This is a genomic window from Gracilibacillus sp. HCP3S3_G5_2, from assembly GCF_052063305.1.
GTDB lineage: Bacteria > Bacillota > Bacilli > Bacillales > Amphibacillaceae > Gracilibacillus.
Genome location: NZ_JBQHXU010000041.1, coordinates 1 through 1,287, shown reverse-complemented (window position 1 = coordinate 1,287; position 1,287 = coordinate 1). Strand labels below are relative to the sequence as shown.

9 tRNA genes and 1 rRNA gene are annotated in these 1,287 nt (G+C 49.4%); all 10 read right to left on the bottom strand.

The features are described 5' to 3' along the window. Window positions 1–162: 162 nt before the first annotated feature. Window positions 163–238 (bottom strand) — tRNA-Ala (locus tag ACTNEP_RS20475). 20 nt (window positions 239–258) lie between these two features. After that, window positions 259–335 (bottom strand) — tRNA-Pro (locus ACTNEP_RS20470). A 4-nt stretch (window positions 336–339) separates the two neighbouring features. Further along, window positions 340–416 (bottom strand) — tRNA-Arg (locus ACTNEP_RS20465). 4 nt (window positions 417–420) lie between these two features. Then, window positions 421–509: transfer RNA gene (locus ACTNEP_RS20460), tRNA-Leu, on the bottom strand. Window positions 510–555: 46 nt separating this feature from the next. Continuing rightward, window positions 556–630 (bottom strand) — tRNA-Gly (locus tag ACTNEP_RS20455). Between the two features lie 22 nt (window positions 631–652). Next, window positions 653–737: transfer RNA gene (locus tag ACTNEP_RS20450), tRNA-Leu, on the bottom strand. Between the two features lie 5 nt (window positions 738–742). Next, window positions 743–818: transfer RNA gene (locus tag ACTNEP_RS20445), tRNA-Lys, on the bottom strand. A 4-nt stretch (window positions 819–822) separates the two neighbouring features. After that, window positions 823–898 (bottom strand) — tRNA-Thr (locus tag ACTNEP_RS20440). 4 nt (window positions 899–902) lie between these two features. Further along, a tRNA-Val gene (locus tag ACTNEP_RS20435) sits at window positions 903–978 on the bottom strand. A gap of 9 nt (window positions 979–987) precedes the next feature. Further along, window positions 988–1,104 (bottom strand): 5S ribosomal RNA (rrf, locus tag ACTNEP_RS20430). Window positions 1,105–1,287 lie beyond the last annotated feature (183 nt).

Here is a 1,287-nt window from a genome sequence, read left to right as displayed (position 1 = left end):
ATAAAAGACTTGCACATGGATGTGCTGATGCCGATGTTGCGACAGGACGTCGCGTTCTTAATCGGTAACATCTGACCTTGCTCGCTTCTATAAGCTAGCTTGTTTCATGTTCAAAATCATACTGGTTGTTTTGTTCAGTTTTCAAAGATCAAAGCATAAAAATGGTGGAGCCTAGCGGGATCGAACCGCTGACCTCCTGCGTGCAAAGCAGGCGCTCTCCCAGCTGAGCTAAGGCCCCACAAACACATTCAATTTTAATGGTCGGGAAGACAGGATTTGAACCTGCGACCCCTTGGTCCCAAACCAAGTGCTCTACCAAGCTGAGCTACTTCCCGTAAATGGCGCGCCCGAGAGGAGTCGAACCCCTAACCTCTTGATCCGTAGTCAAACGCTCTATCCAATTGAGCTACGGGCGCTAAATGGTGCCGAGGGCCGGACTCGAACCGGCACGGTGGAAACCCACCGCAGGATTTTAAGTCCTGTGCGTCTGCCAATTCCGCCACCCCGGCAAGGAATAATGCATTAATCATTCGGCAAACTAAATGATTAATTTCCTGGAGCGGAAGACGGGATTCGAACCCGCGACCCCCACCTTGGCAAGGTGGTGTTCTACCACTGAACTACTTCCGCATATATTTAATTGAATTTTGTATGGTGCGGGTGGAGGGACTTGAACCCCCACGTCAAGAGACACTAGATCCTAAGTCTAGCGCGTCTGCCAATTCCGCCACACCCGCATAAATGGTGAGCCATGGAGGATTCGAACCTCCGACCCTCTGATTAAAAGTCAGATGCTCTACCAACTGAGCTAATGGCTCCAAGTGGTGCCGGCCAGAGGACTTGAACCCCCAACCTACTGATTACAAGTCAGTTGCTCTACCAATTGAGCTAGACCGGCTAAATGGTGGAGGATGCAGGGCTCGAACCTGCGACCCCTTGCTTGTAAGGCAAGTGCTCTCCCAGCTGAGCTAATCCTCCTATGTATTTGCCTGGCGACGTCCTACTCTCGCAGGGGCGCGAGCCCCAACTACCATGGGCGCTGGAGAGCTTAACTACTGTGTTCGGCATGGGAACAGGTGTGGCCTCTCCGCTATCGCCACCAGACTCTTTTTTCAAGGACAAGATACATTATAACTCATCATTCAGGTGAAATGCAAGAGTTTTTTTGTTTTTTTTATGTACCCTAAAAACTAGATAAGAGTCATCAACAAGCTCAAACAAAATGACCAGTCGCTTTCACTTTATATTATAGTTAAGTCCTCGATCGATTAGTATTCGTCAGCTGCA